At 60.1% G+C, this 24,178-nt stretch carries 26 protein-coding genes; 12 read left to right on the top strand and 14 right to left on the bottom strand.

Going from position 1 to position 24,178, the window contains the following annotated elements:
* Positions 1-48: 48 nt before the first annotated feature.
* Complete coding sequence (locus ETC27_RS07170) at positions 49-1,257, top strand: FUSC family protein (protein ID WP_240724841.1); 1,209 nt, start codon at positions 49-51, stop codon at positions 1,255-1,257.
* Entirely contained in the window at positions 1,254-2,843 is a 1,590-nt protein-coding gene (nadB, locus tag ETC27_RS07165) for an L-aspartate oxidase (RefSeq protein WP_136254330.1), read from the top strand. The genes ETC27_RS07170 and nadB overlap by 4 nt, the downstream gene beginning before the upstream one ends.
* Positions 2,844-2,946: 103 nt before the next feature.
* Here nadB and ETC27_RS07160 read toward each other — a convergent pair whose 3' ends face one another.
* The gene (locus ETC27_RS07160) at positions 2,947-3,360 is read right to left on the bottom strand and encodes a protein YgfX (protein WP_306462162.1); all 414 of its coding nucleotides are present in this window, start codon (positions 3,358-3,360) and stop codon (positions 2,947-2,949) included.
* Positions 3,320-3,613: an FAD assembly factor SdhE gene (locus ETC27_RS17545; protein ID WP_276605689.1), complete on the bottom strand. Its 294-nt coding sequence runs from the start codon at positions 3,611-3,613 to the stop codon at positions 3,320-3,322. The genes ETC27_RS07160 and ETC27_RS17545 overlap by 41 nt, the downstream gene beginning before the upstream one ends.
* Before the next feature lie 155 nt (positions 3,614-3,768).
* Between ETC27_RS17545 and ETC27_RS07150 the strand changes: the two genes are divergently transcribed.
* Genes ETC27_RS07150 through lapB form a run of 3 tightly spaced genes read left to right on the top strand, consistent with a single transcriptional unit; the run spans position 3,769 to position 5,651 of the window.
* On the top strand, positions 3,769-4,113 hold the full coding sequence (locus ETC27_RS07150; RefSeq protein ID WP_276605693.1) for an integration host factor subunit beta: 345 nt from the start codon (positions 3,769-3,771) through the stop codon (positions 4,111-4,113).
* A gap of 50 nt (positions 4,114-4,163) precedes the next feature.
* Positions 4,164-4,469: a lipopolysaccharide assembly protein LapA domain-containing protein gene (locus ETC27_RS07145; protein WP_136254327.1), complete on the top strand. Its 306-nt coding sequence runs from the start codon at positions 4,164-4,166 to the stop codon at positions 4,467-4,469.
* Entirely contained in the window at positions 4,470-5,651 is a 1,182-nt protein-coding gene (gene lapB, locus ETC27_RS07140; RefSeq protein WP_136254326.1) for a lipopolysaccharide assembly protein LapB, read from the top strand. It abuts the gene before it with no gap.
* A 1-nt stretch (position 5,652) separates the two neighbouring features.
* Here lapB and pyrF read toward each other — a convergent pair whose 3' ends face one another.
* Positions 5,653-6,351 carry an orotidine-5'-phosphate decarboxylase gene (pyrF, locus tag ETC27_RS07135; RefSeq protein WP_136254325.1) on the bottom strand — a complete coding sequence of 233 codons (699 nt, stop codon included), beginning with the start codon at positions 6,349-6,351 and terminating at the stop codon, positions 5,653-5,655.
* A gap of 236 nt (positions 6,352-6,587) precedes the next feature.
* Between pyrF and ETC27_RS07130 the strand changes: the two genes are divergently transcribed.
* Positions 6,588-6,863 (top strand): ComEA family DNA-binding protein, encoded by a 276-nt coding sequence (locus ETC27_RS07130; protein ID WP_136254324.1) that lies wholly within the window; start codon positions 6,588-6,590, stop codon positions 6,861-6,863.
* 177 nt (positions 6,864-7,040) lie between these two features.
* Here the strand turns inward: ETC27_RS07130 and ETC27_RS07125 are convergent, their stop codons facing one another.
* On the bottom strand, positions 7,041-7,802 hold the full coding sequence (locus tag ETC27_RS07125; RefSeq protein WP_136254323.1) for an SDR family oxidoreductase: 762 nt from the start codon (positions 7,800-7,802) through the stop codon (positions 7,041-7,043).
* Between the two features lie 209 nt (positions 7,803-8,011).
* Between ETC27_RS07125 and ETC27_RS07120 the strand changes: the two genes are divergently transcribed.
* The 5 genes from ETC27_RS07120 to chrA all read left to right on the top strand — a co-directional run bounded on the left by ETC27_RS07120 (position 8,012) and on the right by chrA (position 13,088).
* Positions 8,012-8,536, top strand: a complete 525-nt coding sequence (locus tag ETC27_RS07120) for an FxsA family protein (RefSeq protein ID WP_136254322.1) — start codon at positions 8,012-8,014, stop codon at positions 8,534-8,536.
* A gap of 240 nt (positions 8,537-8,776) precedes the next feature.
* On the top strand, positions 8,777-9,070 hold the full coding sequence (locus ETC27_RS07115; RefSeq protein ID WP_136254321.1) for a co-chaperone GroES: 294 nt from the start codon (positions 8,777-8,779) through the stop codon (positions 9,068-9,070).
* A gap of 71 nt (positions 9,071-9,141) precedes the next feature.
* Positions 9,142-10,791: a chaperonin GroEL gene (gene groL / locus ETC27_RS07110; RefSeq protein ID WP_136254320.1), complete on the top strand. Its 1,650-nt coding sequence runs from the start codon at positions 9,142-9,144 to the stop codon at positions 10,789-10,791.
* Between the two features lie 225 nt (positions 10,792-11,016).
* Positions 11,017-11,751: an RNA methyltransferase gene (locus tag ETC27_RS07105; protein ID WP_136254319.1), complete on the top strand. Its 735-nt coding sequence runs from the start codon at positions 11,017-11,019 to the stop codon at positions 11,749-11,751.
* Positions 11,752-11,888: 137 nt separating this feature from the next.
* Entirely contained in the window at positions 11,889-13,088 is a 1,200-nt protein-coding gene (gene chrA / locus ETC27_RS07100) for a chromate efflux transporter (RefSeq protein ID WP_136254318.1), read from the top strand.
* A gap of 128 nt (positions 13,089-13,216) precedes the next feature.
* Here chrA and ETC27_RS07095 read toward each other — a convergent pair whose 3' ends face one another.
* From ETC27_RS07095 to ETC27_RS07050, 10 genes are all read right to left on the bottom strand, one after another.
* The gene (locus ETC27_RS07095) at positions 13,217-14,578 is read right to left on the bottom strand and encodes a Na+/H+ antiporter family protein (RefSeq protein WP_136254317.1); all 1,362 of its coding nucleotides are present in this window, start codon (positions 14,576-14,578) and stop codon (positions 13,217-13,219) included.
* Between the two features lie 364 nt (positions 14,579-14,942).
* Positions 14,943-15,893: a branched-chain amino acid transaminase gene (locus ETC27_RS07090; RefSeq protein ID WP_136254316.1), complete on the bottom strand. Its 951-nt coding sequence runs from the start codon at positions 15,891-15,893 to the stop codon at positions 14,943-14,945.
* A gap of 74 nt (positions 15,894-15,967) precedes the next feature.
* On the bottom strand, positions 15,968-17,095 hold the full coding sequence (locus ETC27_RS07085; RefSeq protein WP_136254315.1) for a class II histone deacetylase: 1,128 nt from the start codon (positions 17,093-17,095) through the stop codon (positions 15,968-15,970).
* On the bottom strand, positions 17,092-18,033 hold the full coding sequence (lhpI, locus tag ETC27_RS07080) for a bifunctional Delta(1)-pyrroline-2-carboxylate/Delta(1)-piperideine-2-carboxylate reductase (RefSeq protein ID WP_136254314.1): 942 nt from the start codon (positions 18,031-18,033) through the stop codon (positions 17,092-17,094). The genes ETC27_RS07085 and lhpI overlap by 4 nt, the downstream gene beginning before the upstream one ends.
* Position 18,034: 1 nt before the next feature.
* Positions 18,035-18,391: a RidA family protein gene (locus tag ETC27_RS07075; protein ID WP_136254313.1), complete on the bottom strand. Its 357-nt coding sequence runs from the start codon at positions 18,389-18,391 to the stop codon at positions 18,035-18,037.
* A gap of 80 nt (positions 18,392-18,471) precedes the next feature.
* Positions 18,472-19,518 (bottom strand): histone deacetylase family protein, encoded by a 1,047-nt coding sequence (locus ETC27_RS07070; RefSeq protein WP_136254312.1) that lies wholly within the window; start codon positions 19,516-19,518, stop codon positions 18,472-18,474.
* Positions 19,519-19,621: 103 nt separating this feature from the next.
* Complete coding sequence (locus tag ETC27_RS07065; protein ID WP_136254311.1) at positions 19,622-20,899, bottom strand: TRAP transporter large permease; 1,278 nt, start codon at positions 20,897-20,899, stop codon at positions 19,622-19,624.
* Complete coding sequence (locus ETC27_RS07060; RefSeq protein ID WP_136254310.1) at positions 20,896-21,468, bottom strand: TRAP transporter small permease; 573 nt, start codon at positions 21,466-21,468, stop codon at positions 20,896-20,898. Before ETC27_RS07060 ends, ETC27_RS07065 begins: the two co-directional genes overlap by 4 nt.
* A gap of 81 nt (positions 21,469-21,549) precedes the next feature.
* Positions 21,550-22,626 carry a TRAP transporter substrate-binding protein DctP gene (gene dctP / locus ETC27_RS07055; protein ID WP_136254309.1) on the bottom strand — a complete coding sequence of 359 codons (1,077 nt, stop codon included), beginning with the start codon at positions 22,624-22,626 and terminating at the stop codon, positions 21,550-21,552.
* Positions 22,627-22,898: 272 nt separating this feature from the next.
* On the bottom strand, positions 22,899-23,681 hold the full coding sequence (locus ETC27_RS07050) for an AraC family transcriptional regulator (protein WP_136254308.1): 783 nt from the start codon (positions 23,679-23,681) through the stop codon (positions 22,899-22,901).
* 122 nt (positions 23,682-23,803) lie between these two features.
* Between ETC27_RS07050 and ETC27_RS17670 the strand changes: the two genes are divergently transcribed.
* Positions 23,804-24,064, top strand: coding sequence for a hypothetical protein (locus ETC27_RS17670; protein WP_168709035.1), 261 nt, complete (start codon positions 23,804-23,806; stop codon positions 24,062-24,064).
* The last annotated feature ends 114 nt before the right edge of the window (positions 24,065-24,178 follow it).

Here is a 24,178-nt window from a genome sequence, read left to right as displayed (position 1 = left end):
CCTGACATCCTATTGGTGATGGGCGATCGATACTGCTTTGGATAGAGAGTGTCGCGCACGCCCCAACACCCCCAGTTTCGCCTTGGAATCGGCCCCACCAGCAAGTACACCCCTATGCTTTTTCCGCGCCTACGCGATCCGTACATCAACTATCGTAACCGTCATCTGCTACATGTGATGCGGGTCACGCTGGCATTGGCCATCACCTTCGGGCTGATTGAGGTGTTCACGATTCCTCACGCCAGCTGGGCACTGGTCAGCACCGTGATGGTGATGGGCAACTTGCCTCACATCGGCGGTGTGCTCGACAAGGGCCGCCAGCGATTGATCGGCACTCTGCTAGGCGCTACCTGGGGCATTATCATTACGCTGGTTCCCAATACGCCACCGCTAGTAGTACCGGTATGGACGCTGGCCGGCATTGCCGCTGCAACCTTTGTTACCTTCAAGGGCCGTCATGGCTACAGCGGGTTGATGTTCGCGATCAGTCTCCTGTTGGTAGTAGGCGATGGCACCCAAGAGCTGGGTACCGCGCTATGGCGTTCGTTCAATGTACTGGTTGGCACCTTGATCGGGATCCTGGTCACCGCCTTTGTTATGCCCCAGAAAGCGACCGATGTGCAGCGCTTCGTACTCGCCGAGACCCTGGATAAGCTCGCCAGGCTATACCATGCCCACACGAGCTCCACCGGCTCTCCCGATCTCGACACCCAGCCACTGCTGAAAGCATCGAGCAGTCTGATGATCAAACAACGTGGGCTGGTGGATGCCATTCACCGCGAGAGGCGCCTTACACGAGATGAACTCGATACCATCATCTCACTCGAACGCCGAATGCTCTCGACCATCGAGCTATTGCTCGAGACTCACTGGACCACACGTGACGGCCACGACCATATTGCCGCCATGGAGGGACTGCGCGACCGACAACATTGCCTGGCTCGCGACCTAGGCACCATAGCCTTCCAGGTTCGTACAGGCCAGCCTATCGACGTCGAACTAACACCCTTCGACCTTGCACGCTATTCGACCAGCGCTCGACAGGCAACGGCCTCAAGCGGCCGGGCTCTGTTCAGTCCAGCCGGCTATCTATGGCTTAATCGCGAGCTGGCTCGGCTTACCCAGGAGTTGGTCGACACCCTCAGCGACCTACAACGCTTGCCCAGTCAACGGCTGCGCAAGCGCGCACAGCACCACGTGCTGAGCACACACTCTCCCTTCCCAGACGACCATAACCAGCGAGACCCGAACTCATGAGGCGTGATTCGCACCGACAGGACGTGCTTATTCTAGGCGGCGGCGCAGCCGGCTTGGCGCTGGCATTGGAACTGGCCGACAGTCGTCCGGTCACGCTGCTGCGCCCGGCAAGCGATGACCACGGTGCAAGCCGCTGGGCCCAGGGCGGCATCGCTGCCGTGCTTTCTCCTCAGGACAACGTCAATGACCACATCCAGGACACCTTGGTCGCCGGCGACAATCTATGTGACGAGGACGCGGTGCGCTTTACCGTTGAGCATGGCCGAAGCGCTATCGAATGGCTTCTGTCGCTCGGCGTGCCCTTTACGCCGGATGCCACAGAAGACGCGCCTTATCCCTATCACCTGACCCGGGAAGGCGGACACGGCGCCAGGCGCATCATCCATGCCGCCGACGCTACAGGCCAGGCACTGATCGATACACTGCTTGAGCATGCCCGCCGCCACCCCGCCATTACACTGCGCGATGACCTTAGCGCTATAAGCCTGCTTAATGATGGCAACGGCGCCTGTTGCGGCGCACGCTGTCTCGATCGAGCGGAGCATCTCGAGGACATCCTAGCCGCGGAGACAGTGCTCGCCACCGGTGGCGCCAGTGGCCTCTGGCGCCACACCACGAGCCCACTACCGGCCTGCGGTGAAGGCATGGCCATGGCAGCTGAACTCGGCGCAGAGCTGATGAACCTGGAGTTCCAGCAGTTCCATCCCACCTGCCTGTACGACCCTGAGGGCACGCCCTTTCTCATCAGTGAAGCGGTACGCGGTGAGGGTGGCATCCTTACAACTCTTGATGGTCACCGCTTCATGCCGGATATCGACCCACGCGCCGAACTGGCCCCAAGGGACATCGTGGCACGCGCTATCGATGCCCGGATGCAGGCCACGGGGGCCAGCCATGTCCTGCTGGATATCAGCCACCTGCCGTCGGCCGCGATCCAAGCACACTTTCCGACCATTCATGCCCACTGCTTGCGGCGGGGAATCGACATCACCCGACAGCCGATTCCAGTGGTGCCTGCTGCCCACTACAGCTGTGGCGGCGTTGCCACTGACCTTTCAGGACGCACTAACGTCGCGGGGCTTTTCGCTATCGGCGAGGTAGCATGTACCGGCCTGCATGGCGCCAACCGCATGGCCAGCAACTCACTGCTCGAGTGCCTGGTCTTTGCACGAGCCGCCGCTGACGTGCTTAGAAAGCCCTCGACAACCGCGTGCTCGAATACCGCCTGCTTGCATCCTGATGCCCGCCCACAGGCGTCTCAAGACCACATTGCCTCGTTATTCCGGACCTTGCGTGAGGTAATGAGCCGCCGAGTCGGCATCGTGCGTGACAATGCTGGACTCGAGCATGCCGCAACAGACATCTCCCGACTCACCGAGGAAAGCGGCAAACTCTGGCAAACCCATGCACCGTGCAGACACCTGGCAAGCCTATGGCATGCCGTCAGGATAGCTGGCGTGACCGTGAAGGCGGCTCGAGAGCGTGAAGAGTCTCGCGGCCTGCATTTCAACCGCGATCACAAACAACACAATCAGGGACCAGCACGTCCTTCAAAGGTGCATTTGCCGGATCACTGGAAAGGCTAATGTCACTATAGAAGAGGCACCATATAAAGAAGCGCAAGCCATATACGCAGACCAGGGCGCGATGAAGGGGAGACCGATACCGCTTGAATATTTATATCAAGCGCTACGGGGTACTCGCTTTGCCCGCCAACAGCAGCCTGCGCAGGGCGCGCCCCTCCTCTTTGCTCAGGCTGTCCGGCCAAAGCCAGAGCGGCTCCTTGGCGAGGCGTAGCCCCACAAGCCAAGGACCGAGATACTCACAACCAAGCGAGCATGGCCGCCACTCGGTGTCAGCGCGCCGTTGAACCTGCCACTCGCCACCCGTCTCGCCTTGCTCGACAAAACGTAGCCGCCAACGCTCATTTCGACGGCGCGCATATCGCCATACGACAAGCCCCAGACACAGCGCTGCCGTGGCAGAAAGCCACGGCAGCGCATAGGCCATACTGACCAGTAGGACTCCAAGGGCTACGCCCAAATGGAACCCAAAGGCCAGACTAGAGGGTACGATACTGATCGTTACCGGTGGTTTCGGCATAATCCACAATCATCTGCACCACACGGCGGCGCTGAGGCTCAAGCGGCCACTCTCGGCGCATCAGCCAGGCAAAAAGATCCTGATCTTCCTCATCAATCAAATCACGATAGGTTTGCTTGTCAGCATCATCCAGCGCATCGAAGCGATGCTCCAGGAAAGGGATCAACAGTAAATCAAGCTCCCACATACCACGCCGGGAATGCCAGTAGAGCCGCTTGCGGTCGATATCGTCGACAGTTTGCTGTTCGTTCAAGGTCAGCCTCGAAACTCTGTTGGAATGTGGGAACAGTATACGCCTGGCACCGCTCGGCGCCATGGGGTCCGAGACTTGGACCGTTTGCAACAAGTAAGCATCATGCTAGTTCGTTGTTTTATCTCGGTTTGCACAGTATGCTGAATTAAACAACACTGCCGAGATGTTGCCAATCTGCTGGCACCACTGTACGGAGTAAGTCGATGACCAAATCCGAGCTGATAGAACAGATAGCCATGCGACAGCCCGAGCTGTCAGTGAAAGATGTGGAAGCTGCTGTCCGCATCATCCTCGACGATGTCACCGATGCCTTGTCAGAGGGCGGTCGCGTGGAGATACGCGGCTTTGGCAGCTTCTCGTTGCACTATCGTGAGCCCAGAACAGGTCGCAATCCCAAGACCGGCGATCCCGTCGAGCTCGAGGGAAAGTTCGTGCCTCATTTCAAGCCGGGCAAGGAGCTTCGCGAACAGGTCAATGCCAGCCGAGCGCTTGGCTATTAAGATAGCGGCTCGCACATCCGCCACTTGTTGGCTTCACAAAGGACACTACCATGCGTTGGCTAAAAGGCGTTTTCCTGGCAATAATTCTGCTGCTGGTGTTGCTGGTCGGCATCCTGTTTGCCGTCAACAATCAGCAGAGCGTGCCCCTGAACCTTATCTGGACGGAGCTTCCGCCCGCGTCCTTGTCGCTATGGTTACTGGGTTCCCTGGCGGCTGGTGTACTGCTGGGCATGCTCGCCATGACCGGGGTCTATCTGCGACTTCGCACCCTGCTGACCCGCGCCCAGCGCCACAACCAGCAGCAACGCAAGGAGCTCGATCGCCTGCGGATCCAGGAGATCAAGGAAGTCGCCTAAATGTATGACCTCCTGCTACTGGCCTTGCTGTTGGCAGCAGTTGCCATTGGCTGGTGGCTAGGCCGACGTGAGCGTCAGGCCACTGACGACCAACCGGGCCAGCATATGCTGTCCCGGGATTACTTCGTGGGGCTCAACTACCTGCTCAATGAGCAGCCCGACCGAGCCATCGAAACCTTCGTGGCGGCACTCGAGGTTAATAGCGATACCATTGAGACCCATATTGCCCTTGGCAACCTCTTTCGCTCACGTGGGGAAGCAGACCGCGCCGTCAAGGTTCATCAAAACCTTCTGGCTCGCCCCGCGCTCACGCCTGCTCAGGGCAGCCTGGTGCAGATCGAGCTTGCTCGCGACTTCCTCAACCTTGGGCTGCTCGACCGAGCCGAGAAACTCCTCGAAAACCTGATCCACGAGAGCAGTGACGATAGCCAGCGCCAGCAGGCTAAGCTTCTGCTGGTCGACCTTCTGGAACGCGAGAAAGAATGGCAGGCTGCCCTGGACGTTTCTCAGCCCGGATTGATACGGCAATACGACAATATTAAGCGGGCTGCCGCGCACTGGCTTTGCGAGCTCGCCGAACGAGATCTCGACTCAGCCAGCCCGTCTCTCGCCCGCAAGAAGCTGCGCCAGGCACTCAACATAGACCATCACTGCATTAGAGCCACCCTCTTACTGGCCCGCATGGAACACGACACTGGCCACTACAAGGCCGAACTCAAACTGCTAAAACGCATCCCCGGCCAGGATCCTGGCAGTGCTGCTCTCATTCTTGAGCCGCTACGCGATGCATACCGACTACTGAACGACGAGGAAGGCTTAGAAAAGGCACTCAAGGAGATGAATGAGAAGGTGCCGATGACAGCCACTGTCATCATGCTCGCCGAGTCCGTGCAACGTCGAGCAGGTCACCTTGAAGCCGCTGACCTACTTCAAGAAGAGATGGCACGCACACCCAGTTTGCGTGGGCTCGATTACCTGATTCACCTCTATCGACAGAATGCGAGCTCTGAAGAGCAACGCGTTCTCGCACCGCTCAATGAGCATACTCGCACCTTGCTCGACGCACGCCCCCGTTTTCGCTGTGGGCAGTGTGGATTCTCAGGAACCGAATTGCATTGGCAATGCCCCAGCTGCCGACAGTGGGGCACTACCCGGCCAGTGATGGGCCGAAAAAGCGATTAGGCTAGCCTGAGAGTTCGCTCTCGATAGACGCAAGCGCCGCCATGGGGTCAGCCGCCTGAGTCACTGGCCGACCCACGACCAGATGGGTACTGCCAGCAGACATGGCATCGCCAGGTGTCAGCACCCGGCGCTGGTCATCCGCCAGCGCAGAAGCTGGGCGAATGCCCGGCGTCACTTTCAAGAAATCCTCACCGCACAGATCGCGAAGCCCCCTAGCTTCCTGCGCCGAGCACACGACACCGTCCATGCCGCTGTCTTTGGCGAGACTCGCCAACCGAGAGACCTGTTCGGCCGGTGACCCCGAGAGACCGACATCGGCTAAGTCGCCCTCGCTCATACTGGTGAGTACGGTCACCGCAATCAAATGTGTCGACAGTGATTGGCGATCCAGGCGCTCTCGAGCTGCCTCCATCATGCGTCGCCCACCACTAGCGTGGACGTTGACCATCCACACGCCCTGCTCTGCTGCCGCCTGCACCGCACCGGCAACGGTATGGGGAATATCATGGAACTTGAGATCCAGGAACACCTCAAAGCCGCGACCGTGCAGGGCTTCGATAACATCCGGCCCACTGCGGGTGAAAAGCTCCTTGCCGACCTTGACGCGGCACCTAGCCGGATCGAGCTGATCGGCCATGCACAGGGCGGCATCCAGAGAAGGGTAATCGAGGGCAATGATCAGCGGGGACATGGATGACATTGGACGGGCACTCCGGGCAGCAAGAATTCGCGCGCAGTATACCAGCCAGACATTGTCTGCAGGGCCTTTCACTTAGACGGCCGTCAAGGTTTAGGCGTTTGGCACCATAGGCAAAAATATCAGAAGTCTCTCACCTATAGGGTCGGCAATCACTGACAGCTCCCATCCAGGGGAATGACTAGGCTTGATTGGGACACATGGAGTGTCGATCAACACAGACAGCGGAGAAATCGCCCATGCAACGTCTCAGCCAGATCATTGTCCTTTCCTGCTTGCTCATCGCCACTCTGCCGGTCCTCGCTCAGGACACCTCGACTCAATCCCCCATTAACATCAATACGGCTAGCGCCGAGCAACTAGAAACACTTCCCGGCATCGGCTCTGCACGCGCTGACGATATCGTCGCCGACCGTGAAGCTAACGGCGACTACAGCAGTGCCGATGAGCTCATCCGCGTAAGCGGTATCGGAGAAGCCACAGTCAACGGCATGCGTGATCGCCTGACCTTCTAACACCTTCATTCACGCTCCAGAACAAGCCTTTTTTGAAGAACACAGGGCCAGTAGAGCTTCAACAGCACTGCCCATCAATCTCTTGCCATCATCGGCAGAACGCCGGGCATTAGCCCGGCGTTCTGTTAGCCTGCATGCAAGGTTAATCCTGTCGCCTTTGACTTCACCTCGTCGATGCTAGACACGCAAACCTCCGTCACACTCGATGACCCGCCCGCTGAAGTAGTCATTGGCAAATATATAGGCCACGCTGTGGGCGATATCCTCGGGCAGCCCCAGCTTACCCAGCGGAATGCCCTTGGTGATCTTTTCGAGAACATCCGGACGGATAGAGGCGGTCATTTCGGTTTCGATGAAACCCGGTGCCACCGCCCCCACGCGAATGCCATGACGAGCCAGCTCCTTGGCCCAGGTTACCGTCAGCGAGGCCACGCCCGCCTTGGCAGCCGAATAGTTGCTTTGCCCCATGTTGCCGGACCGCGAAATACTGGAGATATTGACGATCACCCCACTTTCGCCGGCCTCGACCATCCGCAAAGAGGCTTCCTGACCACAGAGAAAGACACCGGTCAGATTGACATCGATGACCTGCTGCCACTGTTTCAGACTCAACCCCTTCTCGACCTTGCCATCCTTAACCTTGATCAGTAAGCCGTCCCTCGTGACACCGGCATTGTTAACCAGCCCCTTGAGCGGCCCCATATCATCGACGATAGCCGAAAAAGCCTCTCTGACTGATGCCTCATCTGCCACGTCAACCTCATAGGCACGGGCTTCGATGCCCTGATCCAGCAACATATTGACAGCATGGTCCAGAGTGCCCCGCTCCAGATCAAGAAGTGCCAAGCGTGCGCCCTGTTGGCCAAGATGTTTCGCCATGGCCAATCCCAAACCACGAGCCCCACCGGTAACAGCAATTACCGCGCCTTTCATCTGCATATCGACTCCCCTTGCGTGACCCAAGTTGATGCATCGCTATTGTGCAGCGCAATATCACCAACCTAGCATGCTTTTCCCCTCTGCGCTCAATCCGCTCTCACCGCACCCTCACCCGCTAATGGCCCAGTACAATGGGGTGCTCGCGAAGCAAGCCTTGAAAAAGATCATGCCGCCGCCATTATTTATCCGTTACCGATTACGGAGTCATCATGCCACTTCTTTTGTTTTTCAGTCTTTTTGCCCTTCTCGATTTCGTCATCCTGTTCGCTGTTGGCAGTGAGGTCGGCTTGCTGACCACCCTGCTGCTGGTGCTCGCCACCGGCTTCATCGGCCTACACCTGATACGTCGTGAAGGCACCGCCACACTGGCTCGCGCCCAGCAGCGCTTTGCTCAGGGCGAGATTCCCTCCAGTGAACTCATGACCGGCGCCGCCCTTATCTTCGGCGGAGCCTTGCTGATGGCCCCTGGCTTCTTATCCGATGGCCTCGGCATGATGTGTCTGATACCCAATGCCAGGCGTTTGCTCGGCAAGTTGCTGGCCCACATTGGCCTCAAAGGCAAGGTCATGGGCGGGACATGGAGCAGCAACTCACGAGGCGCACCGCCCGATGACTGGGAGGAAGCCAGCGGCACACGTCGCGAAACACCACATAATGAGAGCGCCTCCCATGACGCAGACAAGCAGGCGCCTCTGGAGGGGGAGTTCATCTCCCGGGAAGAACCTAGACGCTAAGCCACATCATTGGCCTGAGTAGAATTTTTTTATCCATGAGCCCTTGAAAGGCCACCGCCAGCCCCCACTCATGGCGTAGTGCTGAGAGGTATGAGCAGCACCCTTTTTCGGCGGCCGAGCCAAGGCCCGGCCGCCATCGACACAGAAGGTGCAAGCCTTCGCTTCGAACCTTGGTTCGAAGGTGATATCGACCCACCAGAGCACGCCTCTGGTACCGTAAACTTCAGGAGAACGTGAGCAATGAACATCCGTCCCTTGCACGATCGCGTCATCGTCCGTCGCGTGGAAGAAGAACAGAAAACTGCTGGCGGTATCGTGCTTCCGGGCAGCGCCCAGGAAAAGCCAACGCGCGGTGAAATCATTGCCGTCGGTAATGGCCGGATTCTCGACAATGGCGAAGTCCGCGCACTGGACGTCAAGATTGGCGACACCGTTATCTTCAAGGATGGCTTCGGCGTCGAGAAAGAGAAGGTCGACGGTGAAGAAGTCCTGATCATGAGCGAGAGCGACATCCTCGCTGTGGTAGAAAGCTAAGTTCTGCGCGCAGACACTTCCTCGTAAGTACTTGCTCAAGTTTCACGAACATCAAGTAGGAATATCCGACAATGGCAGCGAAACAGGTTAAGTTCTCCGACGACGCCCGCAAGAAAATGTCTCGTGGCGTTGACACACTCGCCAACGCCGTCAAGGCGACACTGGGCCCGAAAGGCCGCAATGTCGTACTCGAGAAGTCTTACGGTGCGCCGACCGTCACCAAGGACGGCGTCTCCGTCGCCAAGGAAATCGAACTGAAAGACCGGTTCGAAAACATGGGCGCACAGATGGTCAAGGAAGTGGCTTCCAAGACCTCTGACGTTGCCGGCGATGGCACCACTACTGCTACCGTGTTGGCTCAGTCCATCGTCACCGAAGGCATGAAAGGCGTAACCGCCGGCATGAACCCGATGGACCTGAAGCGCGGCATCGACCAGGCCGTGACAGAAGCCGTCAAGCAGGTACGTGAGCTGTCCGTGCCCTGCACCGAGCCGAAGTCCATCGCGCAGGTCGGCACTATCTCTGCCAATGGCGACGCCAACATCGGCGAAATCATCGCTGATGCCATGCAGAAAGTTGGCAAAGAAGGTGTCATCACCGTTGATGAAGGTCGTGGCCTGGAAGACGAGCTGGAAGTGGTCGAAGGCATGCAGTTCGATCGCGGCTACCTCTCTCCGTACTTCGTGACCAACCAAGAAGCCATGGCAGTGGAACTGGAAGACCCGTTCCTGCTGCTGGTCGACAAGAAGATCTCCAATATCCGTGAGCTTCTGCCGACTCTCGAGGCCGTCGCCAAGGCCGGCAAGCCGCTGGCAATCATCGCCGAAGACATCGAAGGCGAAGCGCTGGCAACGCTGGTGGTCAACACCATGCGCGGCATCGTCAAGGTCGCCGCCGCCAAGGCGCCCGGCTTCGGTGACCGTCGCAAGGCTATGCTGCAGGACATCGCGATCCTGACTAACGCCACCGTGATCTCCGAAGAAGTCGGTATGAGCCTCGAGCAAGCCAACCTGGACCACCTGGGTAGCGCCAAGCGCATCACCATGTCCAAGGAAAGCACCACCATCATCGATGGCTCCGGACAAGAGGCCGACATCGAGGCGCGCGTGGGTCAGATCCGTGCCCAGATTGAGGAATCCTCTTCTGACTACGATCGCGAGAAGCTTCAAGAACGTGTCGCCAAGCTGGCCGGCGGTGTCGCCGTGATCCGCGTCGGTGCCGCGACTGAAGTGGAGATGAAAGAGAAGAAAGCTCGCGTCGAAGACGCCTTGCACTCCACTCGTGCTGCCGTTGAAGAAGGCGTAGTGCCGGGTGGCGGTACCGCGCTGGTCCGTGTCCTGACCATGATGCAGGAACTCAAGGGTGACAACGAAGACCAGACGCACGGCATCAAGATCGCCCTGCGTGCCATGGAAGCACCGCTGCGTCAGATCGTCACCAACGCAGGTCAGGAAGCGTCCGTGATCCTGAACCGTGTCAAGGAAGGCGAAGGCAACTTCGGCTACAACGCTCAGACCGGTGAATTCGGCGATCTGTTCGAAATGGGCGTGCTGGATCCGGCCAAGGTGACGCGCAGCGCGCTGCAGTCTGCCGGTTCCATTGCCGGTCTCATGATCACCACCGAGTGCATGATTGCCGACGACCCGGAAGAGCAAGAGTCCGGCGGTGCCTCCGATATGGGTGGCATGGGCGGTATGGGTGGCATGGGCGGCATGATGTAAGCCAGCCCCTGTGCTCAGATCAGGCCCTGCCTCGCGCAAGGCCTGATACCCGAGCCCTTAAGTACAAGCCCCATCGGCTAATGCCGATGGGGCTTTTTTATAGCGGCCGGCTTTTCACTCTGGCAGGTCTCGGCCAACACCTGCGTCCGCTCAATAGCGCTAGGCAGGCATCAGCCCGCCGGCTCGCGTAAACTGGGGCCCCATTTTCCCAACACCAGAACCGCGATGCTTTCCAACGTTCGAATCATCCTCGTCCAGACCTTCCACCCCGGCAATATCGGGCAGGCGGCCCGCGCCATGAAAACCATGGGGCTAACCGACCTCGTGCTAGTCAACCCGCGCTGTTTTCCCGACCCGGAAGCCACCCGTCTCGCCGCTGGAGCCGAGGATCTGGTTGATTCGGCCCGAGTTGTTGGAAGTCTCAAGGAGGCCGTCGGCGACTGCGTCCAAGTGGTAGGCGCAAGCGCCCGACTGCGTAGCCTGCCGCTACCCCATTTCGATGAGCCGGACGAGATGGCCAAGGAGCTCACCGAGCATGCTGTCGATGCCCCCGTTGCACTGGTTTTCGGTCGCGAGCGATCGGGGCTGACCAATGACGAAATTGGCCACTGCACTCATCAGGTCAGCATTCCGGCCAACCCCGACTATGGTATTCTCAATCTCGCCCAGGCAGTGCAGGTACTGGCCTACGAAGTCAATCGCACCTGGCGACGCCGGCCGGAAAGCGGCTACCACCCCACAAGGCCGTCTGGTGAAAAACTGCCTAGCCGCGATCAGCTCGACCACTTCCACGAGCATCTCGGCCGCGTCATGAAGGCCAGTGGCTTCCTGACGCAACCCCATGCCCGCACCGAGGCACAGCTTCAGGCGCTGTTCGCTCGCGCCCAGCCCACCCGTCGCGAACTATCGCTGTTGCGCGGCCTACTGAGTGCCCTCGAGCCAGGCACCGAGCAGGACTGACCCCAAGCCATCGAAGAAGGCAGCATCCGACACACGAGTGTCAACGCCATGAGGCATCATGGCGTTGCCCCATATAGCAGGCAGGCATCCTCGGGATGCCTGCCTGCTGCTCACTCTGATGGATGGAATCCCTGAACATGAGCGACAAACCCCATGCCGCCGGTCGCCCCAAGGAAATCTTTGGCGCTTTCCTGTTGTTAGGCCTGACCTCCTTCGGCGGCCCCGTGGCCCACCTGGCCTACTTTCGCACCGAGTTTGTCGAACGCCGACGCTGGCTATCTGATCACGCCTATGCCGACCTGGTAGCGCTGTGCCAATTTCTGCCCGGCCCGGCCAGCAGTCAGGTTGGCTTCGCCCTGGGCCTGATGCGTGGGGGCCTGCCGGGCGCGGCCTGCGCCTGGACAGCCTTCACGCTTCCCTCGGCCATGGTGCTTACCCTGTTCGCACTGGGGGCCGGGGTTCTCGATGGGCCCGTCAGCCAAGGGATCATCCACGGTCTCAAGATCACGGCAGTGGCCATCGTCGCCCATGCCGTATGGGGCATGGCTCGGCGCCTGTGCCCGGATCGACGACGCACCGGCATCGCCCTGAGCGCGGTCTTCTGTGTGGTGCTGGTGGGTGGCGCCATAGGACAGGTAACCGCCATCCTGATCGGCGCCCTCGCCGGCCTCCTGCTATGTCGCCCCGACGCAGAAGCCGACGCACAAGACCTGGTGCTGCCCGTATCGCCGCGTGCCGGCCAGCTCGCGGCATTGAGCTTTATCATTCTGCTGGCCGGACTGCCCCTGCTGGCCTGGATGAACAGCTCGCCGATCCTGTCGTTGCTGGATGCCTTCTACCGATCAGGTGCCCTCGTCTTCGGTGGTGGCCACGTGGTGTTGCCACTGCTCGAGGCCGAAGTCGTGGAGCCGGGATGGATCGGCGCCGATGCCTTCCTGACCGGCTATGGTGCCGCCCAGGCCATCCCCGGCCCGCTCTTCACCTTCGCGGGCTATCTCGGGGCGCTGATGGCTCCCGGCGGCAGCGCACTCCTCGGCGCGGCGCTTGCGCTGGCGATGATCTTCTTGCCCGGTATGCTGCTACTGGTGGCCGTGCTGCCCCACTGGAACCGCTTCCGCCGTTGGAACAGTGCTCAAGCGCTGATGCGGGGGGCCAACGCGGCCGTGGTCGGCCTGCTTGGCATTGCGCTCTATCAACCGGTCTGGACCAGCGCCGTGCACGGCTCGTCTGAATTCCTGCTGGCACTGACAGGCTTTCTGCTGCTCAGCGTCTGGCGTTTCCCCGCCTGGGCCGTGGTGATCCTTATGGCCGCAGGCGGGCTCGCTATTTCCGGCTAAGCCCGCTACCCGGTGAAGATGAAACCAATAACGGCGGCCCGTGGGCCGCCGTTCTGATCTGATTCACGTATACTGCCGGTGCCAAAGGCCGGGCCTCTCGCCCTCTCAGCCGCAAGCAAAACATCGCGTCAGAGACTCATCGCCGCCAGCCAGCCGAAGGCAATCAGCGGAATGTTGTAGTGCAGGAAGGTCGGTACCACGCTGTCCCAGATGTGGTCGTGCTGGCGGTCAACATTGAGGCCCGAGGTGGGTCCGAGGGTCGAATCTGATGCTGGCGAGCCAGCATCACCCAACGCGGCAGCAGTACCGACGAGCGCAACGGTAGCCAGGTCGGAAAAGCCGAATTGCACGGCCAGCGGTACAAAGATGGTGGCGATAATCGGAATCGTGGAGAAAGAAGAGCCGATTCCCAGGGTAATAAAGAGTCCTACCACCAGCATCAACAGCGCAGCCAGCCCTTTATTATCACCTATCATGTCGAAAGAGCTCTGCACCAGGCTATCAACCTCACCGGTTGCCTCCATCACGGCGGCGAAACCCGAGGCAGAGATCATGATGAAGCCGATCAGTGCCATCATACGCATGCCACTGGTGAACAGGTCATCGGCCTCACGCCATTTAAAGATGCCGCCCACAGAGAGCAGTGCAAAACCCACCAGGCCGCCCAACACCATCGAGCCACTATAGAGCTGAATCGCCAGGGCCGAGAGAATCGCCACCACCGACATCAGAAGTCCCGTGGTGCTGGCCGCGGGTGCACTGCCGTCGCCCTGGGGTGGGTAATGCGGCTGCTGGCTGGTGACCGGCTCACTGTCGGCATAATCCCTAGGCTTGCGATAACTGAAGGCGATAGCCACAACCAGACCCAGTGCCATGCCAGCCACCGGCACGCCCATGGCCAATGGCACCATGCCGCGGGAGACCTCGAGGCCCAGCGCTTCGCCGGCACTGTTGATATTGGCAAGCAGGATGTCATTGAGAAATATGGCCCCGAACCCGACCGGCAACAGCATATAGGGAGCAGTGAGGCCAAAGGTCAACGCACAGGCTACTGCGCGGCGGTCCAGACGCAGCTGGTTCATGACCTTCAGTAGCGGTGGAATCAAAATCGGAATAAAGGCGATATGCACCGGAATCAGGTTCTGCGACGACACCGCCACCAGAAGCACCGACCCCAGCAGCATGTACTTGACTGCCTGCTGACGACGCTGGGTGGCGTCTTGGCCCAGCAAGCGAATCAACTTCTGCGCCAGCAGATCCGGTAGACCCGACCGGGAGATTGCCACTGCAAACGCCCCCAGCGTGGCATAGGCAAGTGCCACCTTGGCGCCACCACCTACCCCATTGTTAAAAGCCGCCAAAGTGGCGTCGAGGGACAACCCGCCTACCAACCCACCAACCAGCGCGCCTACCACCAGCGCGAAGACCACCGATACCCGGGCCAGGGACAGGCCCACCATGACGAGTACTGCCAGAATTACCGCATTCATGCCTTATCTTCCATCGAATGATATGTATCAGGACGCGAAAGGCGGCGATTCTAGCAGAAAAGCGCATGATGCGGAGTGGATCATCAGGATTCAGACTGGCAAAGTCGTCATCGTAATGTCACCACATGGTTAATAAATTGTCACAAAACGTGTTCATACTCTATAGTGATTGGTAAGGGAGTTCGACAGGCCGTCGATATCCCGGGCCAGCAAGACAAGGGACACTGTCGACAAGACGCCACGGACGCGACGGCACAGGGTGTGCCAAAGGGATAAGCAGGACGCCGTGACACCCGGAGGGTGTCCAGGGAGGTCAGCATACCGCCATGGAGCGACATCGCTCCATGGCGTTTTTGTTGCAGGATCAAGCAGGCGTCAGCCATTCCTGATAGGCCGCAAGATCTTCGCCCAAATCACCTCGAGTAACGCGACGATAGAGCCCCTGAAGCTGAGCGGTCACAGAGTCAGGGGCGATCTCGCGCCCGGCCGCCCCGATGCGACGGCCATCCAGCTCACGCAATGGCAGTAGCTCGGCCGCAGTGCCGGTCAAGAAGGCCTCGTCGGCGGTATAGAGCTCATCACGGGTAATACGCCGCTCCTGCACCTCGAGCCCCAGCACCTCACGGGCCAGGCGGATCACGCTGTCACGGGTGATGCCCTGCAGGCAGGAGGTGACCTCCGGGGTATGCAGCACCCCGTCACGCAGCAGGAAGACATTGGCCGCCGAGGCCTCGGCCACATAGCCTTCCGGGTCGAGCATTAGGGTCTCGTCGAATCCCGCCTTGATCGCCGTATTCAGCGCCAGCATCGAATTGACGTAATGTCCGTTGGTCTTGGCCCGGCACAGGCTGATGTTGACGTGGTGGCGCGCCCAGGAAGAGGTCAGGGCGCGCAGCCCTTCCCGGGACGCCGCCGCCGAGACATAGTTCCCCAAATCCCAGGCGGCCACCATCACATTGGTGGTCAGTCCCTTGGCCCGTAACCCCAACCCCTCGGCGCCAAAATAGACGGTGGGCTTCAGGTAGGCGTTGGTCAGGCCATTACGTGCCAGGCACTCTCGTTGCGCATCTATCAGCTGACCGGCACTGAAAGGTAACGGTATATCCAGGGAGTGAGCGCTATCGCACAGCCGACGCGTATGCTCGGCCACCCGGAAGAGATGCGTGCCATTCGGTCCGGCATAGGCCCGCACGCCCTCGAAGCATCCCATGCCGTAATGCAGAGTGTGGGTTAGCAGATGGGTGGTGGCGTCGCGCCACGCCAGCCATTCACCGTTATGCCAGATGAAACCGTCACGATCATACAATGGCGTCATGGCCTTCCTCTCAGCACTAGTTGTCGAAATGGGTCGAGGACGGTGTGCCCGCGACCGAATATGCGGCTATGCCTTCACGTCTCGCGCCAATCGCGCACCCAACCATCGATCAGCTCGCGCTGATGAGGCTGAAGGTCCTGATAGGCCCAGGCGGCGATCTCCGCGTCCTGAGGGTCGGGTACCTTGATCTCGCTGGCGGCCAGGGCCGCGAGCACTGCATGGCCGCAAAGCGGCACATAGCCCTCGCTGTAACCACCCTCGTGAATCATTACCAGGCGCCCTTCGCAGACACGCTCTGACAACGCCTTGATTTGCGCGGTCATGTCGGCGAAGGCACTGCTGTTGAGCAACATCTTGCCCAAAGGGTCCTTGGCGCAGGCGTCATAGCCACAGGCGATCACGATCATCTGAGGGGCAAAGGCCTCGAGAGCCGGTACGATAAGCCGCTCGAAAGCATATCGATAGGCCTCAATGCCGGCACCGGGCGGCAACGGCAAGTTAAGATTGGTGCCATGCCCCTCGCCGCGCCCACGCTCCTCGACGAAGCCGCTATCCAGCGGAAAATTGCCGGCCTGATGAATCGAGACCGTGAACACCTCGGGATCGTCATAGAAGGCATCCTGCTGGCCGTTGCCGTGATGCACATCCCAATCGAGGATCGCCACCCGCCCGATCTTCCCCAGGGCGCGCGCCCGCTTCACCGCCACGGGGATGTTACCGAGCAGACAGAAGCCGCGACCACGCCCCGATTCGGCGTGATGACCTGGCGGCCGGCACAGCGCATAGGCGTTGCGCAAGCGCCCGCACGCCACTGCATCGACGGCCGCCACCGCGAGACCCGCGGACTGATAGGCCGCTGCCTCGCTGCCCGGGCCAAAGGGGGCACAATCACCAGCATCACCGCCGCCGGCCTGCTCTCCCGCCGTCAGGGCATCCAGATAAGCCGCGGTATGAAAGCGCTCAAGGTCGACCCGGCTCGCCGGTGCGGGCTTCTCGACCACAAGCTCGTCGATCAGTCCCGACACCTCCAGCAGGTTCTTTAGCCGGCGCTTGCTCTCCGCGCTTTCAGACGCCGGCTGGGGCTGCAGGAACGCCCCGGGGGAGGAGAAGACGCCGATCGCACCCGGGTCATGCCAGAAGCAGCGCTCATGCCAGAAGAAGCCGGTCTGCTCCCCGGATGAGGCCGGTTGCTGGCCGCTCATGGCGCCCCCTCGAGTTGTTCCCAGACCTCGATGGCGGCAGCCAGGTCCTCGAGTGACGCGCCGACCGACTTGAAGACGGTGATAGCTTCCTCGCTCGATCGCCCACTGCGTTCGCCGCGCAGCAACTCGGCGAGATCGGCACGAATCTGCTCGAAGGCGAAAGCCCCCTCCTCGATCGCCTGATGGATATCGCCAGCTTCGCCCTGAGCACCGGCATAGGTATCGACGAACACCTCACCGCGATGGAAGCACTCGCCGTCGCTCTCGCGCATGCTGTGGCGGAAGGCGCCGACCAGATCCAGGTGCGCGCCGAGCTTGAGCCAGGCCCCTTTCACCAGCGCCTGGGTGGAAAGCGTTGCACAGCTGACAATATCGGCTTGCCCTGCTGCCACTTCCAGGTCCTCGACCGCCTCAATATCGAAGCGGTCTGCATAGGCACGGGCAAGAGTCTCGGCCTTCTCGACGTGACGCCCCCAGACCCTGACTCGCTTGATCGGACGCACCGAGGCATGGGCTTCGATCAGCATCGGCGCCAGCTTGCCGGTACCGACGATCAACAACGTCTCGGCATCTTCACGGGCCAGTTCGCCTGCCGCCAATGCCGAGGCTGCGGCGGTACGACGACGCGTCAGCTCACTGCCCTCCATGCACGCAAGTGGCCGGCCATGTCGGCCCTCGCTGAGAAAATAGACGCCAGCAATCGCCGGCAGCCCCTGATCGGCGTTTTGCGGAAAGACATTGACCATCTTCACCCCGATATAACCGGCAGGCTCCCAGGCCGGCATCAGCAGCATGGTGGCTTCGCCATCCGGGCGATGCATGGCGTGATGATGGCGTGGCGGTGCCTCGACACCCTCGCGAAAGACCGCGCCCAGGCGTTGAATCAGCGATTCCCAGGGCAGGCCGCTTGCCACCTCCTCGCTGGTGATCATGCGCATATCAGGCTCCCGGCAGTGCCGCCACGACCATGATTTCGACCTTCCACTCGGGCTTGGCCAGCTTGGCCTCCACCGCCGCGCGCACCGGCGGACGGCCCGGCACCACCCAGGCGTCCCAGGCCTCATTCATCGCCGCGAACTCGTCCATGCTGGTCACCCAGATCTGGGCCGAGATCAACTGATGCTTGGAGGTCCCGGCCTGCTCAAGCAGGCTATCGATGCGCGCCAGCACCTGCTCGGTCTGGCCCTTCATATCGGCGCTGGCATCACTTGGCACCTGTCCGGCCAGATAGACGGTCTGGTTGTGCACAGCGACTTGGCTCATGCGGGCGTTGCTGTCTTGATAGGTGACGGTCATGGCAATGTCCTTTCGTGAATGGATGGCCCGGTTCGGCCATCGAGTTTCGATCAGTCAGCGTAAAAATAGGGGCCGCGGCGTCAATCGGCGCTGATGCCCTTGCGAAAGCCCGCGAGAAAGGCGGCCAGATTGGCGCCCAGGGCCTCGGTCGGGTAGCCACCTTCCTGAATCAGCACTACCGGCACGGAAAGCTGGCCCAACCGTGCACCGACCCGGCGAAAATCCTCGGTCTCGAGCGAAAGTCCGGCTAGCGGATCATCCTTGTGCGCATCGAGACCAAGCGCGACCACTATGGCCTCGGGAGCGAAGTCATCAAGGCGGAGGAGCAACGCATCAAGCGCAGCCATGAATGTATTCCCATCACTACCCAGTGGTAGTGGCAGATTGACGTTCGCCCCCTGCCCTTCGCCGCTGCCGGTTTCATCGGCACCGCCCCAGTAAAACGGATAAAACGCATCAGTATCGGCATGCACCGACCCGGTCCAGACATCGCCACGGGCATAGAAGATATCCTGGGTGCCATTACCGTGGTGCAGATCAACATCGACGATGGCCACCCGATCATAGCGTTCGCGAAGAATCGTTGCCGCCAGCGCCGAATTATTGAGGAAGCAGAAGCCACCCGCCCTTTCCGGCCCGGCATGATGGCCTGGCGGCCGACACAGTGCATAGGCGCTCATCTCGCCCTCGCACACGCTCAGCGCCGCGGCCTCAGCGCTGGCGGCACTGGCCAGCATGCCGGCGAAACTGTCGGCGCCGATCGGGCAGGCCATGTCATGCAGATGCCAGCCCGCCTGGCCAACGGGATGACTCGGATACTGATACCCACCACCACAGGGGTGAACATTGGGGGCCACCAGGGCAGATGCCCCCGGCATCGCCTGCCAACGGGCATGGATGGTTTCCAGGAACTCGAGATAGCGCGGGGTATGGATGCGTGCGAGGCGCTCGCGCAGATGCGGCGAATCCACCGCCGCGGGCACTTCGAGGGTCAAGCCCAGCTCGGTGATGGCTTCAGCGAGGCGCACGGCTCGTTCGGGACGCTCCGGCGACGGAGCCGGTTGGCCCCGTAGCAGGAACGTCTCCGGGGCGTGGCGATTCTGGTCGATGGAATAGAAGAGTTTCATCAGGCTCAGTCCAGAAGGCTTAATCGAGAAGGCTTAATCGAGAAGGCTTAATCGAGAAGGCTTAATCGAGAAGGCTTAATCGAGAAGGCTTAATCAAGAAAGCTTAATCAAGGAGACTTGGAATCCAAGTCGACAGCGCCGGAAAGGCAGCCAGCAGCACGATGACGGCCAGGAACGAAAAATAAAATGGCAAGGAGGCGATGATCGCCCGTTCATAGGGCACCTGGGCGATGCGCGCCGCTGTCATCAGCGTCATCCCCACCGGCGGCGTCACGTTGGAGATATTCAGCACCACAATCATCAGGATCGCGAAATGCAGCGGATCGAAGCCAAGCTGAATCATCGCCGGGACGATCACCGGGGCCACCACCACCAATGCCGGTAGCACGTCCATCACCGTACCGATGATGATCAGCAGCAGACACACCATCATCAACTGCACGAAGGCGACATCACTGAAGGTCGTGATGATCGTGGCCGCCTCCCGGGCGACCCCCGATCGGGTCACGAACCAACCGAGCACCGCCGAGGTCGCCAGCAGAAAGAACACCACGCCGGAGAAGCGCACCGTGACCACCAGCGAATGCCAGATCTTCGCGAGTGTCAGGCTGCGATAGACCAGCACGCCGATCAGGATCGCGTAGACCGCCGCGAACCCCGAGGCCTCGGTGATGGTCGTCAGCCCAGAGAGGATCCCACCGAGAATGATCAGTGGGACCACCATGGCCGGAAGTGCGGCCAGAAAGGCAAAAATCGCCGCCTTGAAGGGCGTCGGTGCCTGCTTCGGATAACCGCGCTTCCAGGCAAGAATCATGCTGGTCACCAGCAAGGCGCCGGCCAGCAGAATGCCCGGGATGATACCGCCGGCGAACAGATCGATCACCGAGATATCACGCAGTAATGTGGCGTAGACCACCATTACCACGCTTGGCGGAATGATCGGGCCGATGATCGACGAGCAGGCGGTAATCGCCGCGGCATACTCGGCGTCATAGCCCTGCGCCTTCATCTCGGGAATCATGATCTTGCCAATCGCCACGGTGTCGGTAATTGCCGCCCCGGTCAGGCCGGCGAAGAACACCGATACGGTGACATTGACATGCGAAAGCGCCCCGCGGACACGCCCAAATATAGCGTTGTTGAAGGCAATCAGCTTGTGGGTCAGACCACCCTGGTTCATCAGTTCGGCGGTAAAGATAAAATAAGGCACGGCAATCAGCAGAAACCCGGAGACGCCCGAAAACATCCGGTCGGCAATGATGCCCAGCATACGTTCACCGCCGAGGGCGAAACCGCCGGCGAGGCCCGACATGGCCATTACCACCGCCACCGGAGCGCCGATGAGCAACAGCACCAGGAACACGAGGATGGCAGGTGTCATGAGGGTGTCTCCGCATCACGGTGGGGGGCAGACGAATCGGTATCGTTAGTCGCGATCAGCTCGTCGATGAGCGATTGATCGTCGATGAAGTGCTCCAACAGATCGAAGCCGTGAACCAGGTGCAAGAGGATGATCAATCCGGATAGCGGCACTACGATCGCCGTGAAGCGATTCGATATCTGGATGTCATCGGAGACCATGTACATCTGGGTGGCATTGAGGAAGAAGCCCCAGCCGTACCAGACCAGCATCAGTGCGAACAGCGCGATGACCGCCAGGCAGGTCACGGCGGCGGCTTTCAGCAAGGCTCGCGGTAGGCTCCGCACCAGCAGTGTCATGGCCACATGCTCGCCGTAGCGCAGCGAAATGGTCATCGACAGGAAGCCGATCCAGGGCAAGAACAAGCGGGCGAGAGAATAGGTCCAACTCAGAGTCGAGCCGGTCGCCAGCTTGTAAAGAAAGGCCGTGAAGGAGATGCCCAGCATCAACAGGATACAGGCCACACAGAGCAGGATGGCCAGCCGATTGACGGCTTCACTGAGACGACGCAGGGGCTTGAGAATCGCCATCGCAATTGCTCCCGCACAAGTTCAAGACGATAGGCGGACAGGCAGCCGTCGGGCTGCCTGTCTGCAACGATCAGGCAAGCGCTACTGGGCGTAGCGGGTGATGTCCTGCTCGGCGACCTCGTCGCCGACGCGTTCGACCTCACCAAGCATCTCGTCGACCAAGGCCTCGTCCATCTCGTAATCGTTGACGATCCACTCCTTCCACGCCGGCCGCGCGATCTCGGCCATACGCTCACGCTCGTCGGTGGGCATGATGTAGCATTCCTCGAAGCGCTCACAGGACTCCTGCCAGCTAGCCGTGGCCAGTGCCCCCGACATGCCGTGGCTCAAGGTGATGGCCTCGCGAGCCGAGGTCACGATGGCGTGCTGGTGGTCTTCCGGTAGCTCTTGGAACCAGCTCTCGCTCACCACCCAAGGCGCGCTGTTATACACATGGCCGGTCAAGGTGGTGTAGTCGGTGACCGCATCGAAGTTGAACGTCGTGTTGAGTACAGGGGCGTTAAACTGCCCATCGGCAAGACCGGTCTCGAGTGCCGTAATCAACTCACCCCAGGGTAGCGGTGTGGCCGACGCGCCCAGCGACTGCATGATCGCGACGTGGGCAGGATTTTCCTCGGTGCGGATATTCAGACCATCCAGGTCCTCGACGGTCTCGATCAAACGCTTATTGTTAGTAAAGGCCACGAAGCCGCCGCCGTCATCGAAGGTCCCTAGGTAGCGCATATCGGCCGCCTCGACGGTGCCTGCCATGAAGTCAGCGAACCAGGCGCCATCGAAAAAGGCCCAGGCCTGGCGCCAGTTGGAAAATAGAAAGGGCGCGGTGACCAACTGGTAATCACCGTAGAACGATGACATGGCACCGGAGGACATGATGGTCGACTGCAAAGTACGACCGCCTGCCTGCACCTCGGACCCGTTCTCGACCTCCGAGCCAAGCTGGCCACCACCAAAGATCGATACCTCAAGGTCACCGTCGGTGCGGGTCTCGACGAGGTTCTTGAAATGCACCAGCGCCGGATAGATGGCGTTATTACTCATGTTCTCAGGAATTTGAGTGGCGATTGCCATCTCGTATGACTGGGCCTGAGCCTGAGTGGCCGCCATCGCCAGGGGCAGCGCAGCAAGGGCAAGCGATTTTGGCAAGCGTAAAGTGGGCATAGGACATCTCTTTCCATGTGTTGTGGTTGTTGAGGAAAGTGAATCGCTCGGCTTGTGATTGAACAACGAGGGCTTGAGAACCGCCGCGCGACTCCTGATCTAAGCCTATGTCGGAAATGAACATCTCGCTTGCCCAATCGTCACCTGGATTTGCCCGGTACTACGATGTTGCAACACGCGCTGTTCACACGGTGGGAATAGTGGAGTCACTGATGAAGGGGTTGTTGAAGGGGGCTATCTGAAGGGGCTATCTGAAGGGACTATCTGAAGGACTAGCGGGCAGCACGGCGATGCGCGCTAGGCGTATGCTGGAAACAGCGACGGTAGGCACGAGAAAAGCTGCCCTGATCGCGAAAACCGATGCGTTCAGCGATCTGTCCGAGGCTTAAGTCACTGTCCAGGAGAAACGACCGTGCCACTTCCAAGCGGCGACGCTGCACATACTGAAAGGGTGACTCACCGGTGGCGTCGCGAAAACAGGCATGAAAATGACCAGGGCTCATGGCGCAAAGACTCGCCAGGTCATCGACGTGGATCTCATCACTCAGATGGCGGTCGACGTAGGACGCGATACGAGACAGATCCAGGCGTGCGCGAGTGGATGCGTGTTCCACCGATACCGGCACGTCAAGCAGTGCACGCTCATGCAGACTCAGATAAAGCGCTCTCAGAATCAGGGTGGCGATGTCGCTCTGCAGTGTCGGCGAGGCCTCGAGCTGGTCCATCAGGGTCTGAGCCAATGCCTGCAACCGAGGGGGTACGAAAAAGAAGCGAGGCAACTCGAATAGCCGTTGTACCTCATCGCCACAGCTTAATCTTGGCAAGAGTTCAAGGGGAACGTCGAGAACCAGCGTCCGATTGCAACCATCGCCCAGATACTCGTGATGGTAGGAGGAAGGGATCAGGCAACCACGCTCGCGGGTGACCCGCTCGCCAAGGCCTTCAATGCTCAGCTCAGTGACGCCCGAGGTGGCCAGAATCAGCTGATGGAAGCCGTGCTCGTGGGCAACCGGTTGCTCTATCAACGTGCAGGTTTTCAGGCTGAGAAAAGACATGGCGCAGGCAGTCTTCCAAGATCAACGTATCGTTATAAGCCTACGCCAGCATGACCGCGACACCAAGTATGGCGTCAGCATCGCCCTTTCATCGCCTGTCCTGGCGGACAGAAGCCACCCCGATGGCCATTATTCCGGTAACGGTCGCGATCATGGCGCCGATGCTCGTCATGGTAACGGCCATCGTAGTGGCGACCATCATGGTGGCGATTCTGCTGGTAACGGCGATCCTCACGATGATCATGGTCACGGTGCCCGTGTCCTCCCCCGACCTCTATCAAAGGTCGGGTCTCGAATCGCGCGGGTTTGTAGCTGCAGCCACTGAGCACCAGCGTGCCGACCACCAAGCAAGCGACAATGCATTTCATGACAGGAACCTCTAAGAAGCCCGAGGACGAGACACGTCCCATGGTGAATTCGGTAGTCGGCGGGCTTCTCGGGTCCAGGTTCGAGCCTTCGCTCGAATCAGCGGCATGCCCCCCGACGAAACCAAACGG

This window comes from Onishia niordana, assembly GCF_004798965.1.
Lineage (GTDB): Bacteria > Pseudomonadota > Gammaproteobacteria > Pseudomonadales > Halomonadaceae > Onishia > Onishia niordana.
The sequence above is the reverse complement of the archived record's forward strand: the minus strand, read 5'-3'. Positions and strand labels throughout refer to the sequence as shown.